The sequence below is a fragment of the Candidatus Obscuribacterales bacterium genome (assembly GCA_036703605.1).
Taxonomy (GTDB): Bacteria; Cyanobacteriota; Cyanobacteriia; order RECH01; family RECH01; genus RECH01.
Genome location: DATNRH010000053.1, coordinates 1 through 1,560, shown reverse-complemented (window position 1 = coordinate 1,560; position 1,560 = coordinate 1). Strand labels below are relative to the sequence as shown.

Here is a 1,560-nt window from a genome sequence, read left to right as displayed (position 1 = left end):
ATCAAATTAACAAGCCCTAAACCTATCACCCACAGGCCCGCCAAGCGCGGGCTTTTTATCGCCCCCCATTAGCGGTATAATGAAACCACTAAAGGAGCGGGCCATGTTTGACGAATCGTTTAGCTTATTGGTCGAAGACATTGAGCCTATCAAAGAGATGTTATCGGGCGGCTATCCGGTTCAGATCAATATCAATAACTATCTCTACGTTGTCCTTGCCATTGACGAGGCCAACCGTGAGCTTGAGCTTGAACCCATTGACTGCCCGCCGACTTATCACTGAGGATTCCATGAAGACACTGTACACGAAGAATCCAGATAAGAATTGTTACGAGGTTGAGCCTGGAATCTATGGCCGTCCTTGTCACACCGCCGAGCAGTCTAGGCTTCGTAAGCTGGGCTGGTCACATAACCTAAACTCACTGCGAGGTGCTACCGATGGCATACGGCAAGATGAAGAAGAAGGGCAAGAAGAAGTCGAAGTAACTGACGAAAACTTGTGTATGGAGGATAGGATTTATCTTGAGTTGGCGGAGGAATTCCGGGTTAAGTTTGGGAAACCTCCCCATCACAAGATGAAGGCCGATACTATCCGCAAGAAGTTGGATGAGTCTGATGACTAATCTATTCTTTGAAGTGTCAAAAGCGCTAACAGTGGGTCTTGTGATATTTTGCTCAGCGTACTTGCCTTTGGCTTACTTTCTGGAGCATTCAGCATGACTAAAGCCGAGTTAGCTAACCGCATCCTAACCGCCATTGGCGTCAATGCCCGCACCAGTGAGGCAACGCAGGAAGAGGTTCAGGGCACGCTGAAGATGGCAGAGGATTGGTTGCTATCCAACAACGCCATTGGTCGCAGGGTTGGGTACATCGTATCTGATGGCCTGCCTGACCCCAATGAAGAGACTGGCCTTCCTGACTGGGCCACTTTGGGTGTGGTGTATTCCGTGGCCGAGCTTGCTTGTACCTACTTTGAGAAGCAGTACACCCCCAGCATGATGCGCATTGCCGCCCAAGGTATGCAGACCATAGCCAATCGCACGGTTGAGCTTCAGGATGTTCAGTACCCGCACAGGTTCCCTCGTGGCATGGCTAACGGTTCGCCGTTCTCTAACAAGTTCTATCGTCCCGCTGATCGGATCGTCACTCACAATGACTATCTGACCGACGAGGGTGATGCACCGATCACCACCACGCCATGAAGCTACCCTTGGTCAAAGGCACAAGGATTGACGTAGACGCTGAATGGCGCGATACGCTGCCCCGTAACATGGTGGGCTTCTATCAGTCCATCGGCTCATGGTCTGGCTATCTGCGCACGGCTGACGGCCTCAAGAGCTTTGCCACTGGCTTTGGTGCTGACCGTGGCGGCATCTGGTCTGAGCGGTTCCGTCAACACTACCGGCTGTCAGGCAATACCTTTATTGAAGTGGATGAGTTTGGCGGCGTCAATGACTTGAGCGACGGCGTTTTGGTTCCTGGCTCTAACCAAGCAAGGTTCGCCAATTCCTTCAACTCTGTGGCCTTTGTGGCTAACGGCGAATACTACCGCTATGACGG

General features: G+C 51.7%; 4 protein-coding genes. All 4 read left to right on the top strand.

The window, feature by feature from the left end; translation table 11 throughout:
- Nucleotides 1–103: 103 nt before the first annotated feature.
- A complete protein-coding gene (locus tag V6D20_01260; GenBank protein HEY9814426.1) occupies nucleotides 104–283 on the top strand; it encodes a hypothetical protein in 180 nt (59 codons plus the stop codon).
- A gap of 7 nt (nucleotides 284–290) precedes the next feature.
- On the top strand, nucleotides 291–623 hold the full coding sequence (locus V6D20_01255; protein ID HEY9814425.1) for a hypothetical protein: 333 nt from the start codon (nucleotides 291–293) through the stop codon (nucleotides 621–623).
- Between the two features lie 93 nt (nucleotides 624–716).
- On the top strand, nucleotides 717–1,202 hold the full coding sequence (locus V6D20_01250; GenBank protein ID HEY9814424.1) for a hypothetical protein: 486 nt from the start codon (nucleotides 717–719) through the stop codon (nucleotides 1,200–1,202).
- The coding region (locus V6D20_01245; GenBank protein HEY9814423.1) for a packaged DNA stabilization protein at nucleotides 1,199–1,560 on the top strand (362 nt) is incomplete at its 3' end. The genes V6D20_01250 and V6D20_01245, both read left to right, overlap by 4 nt.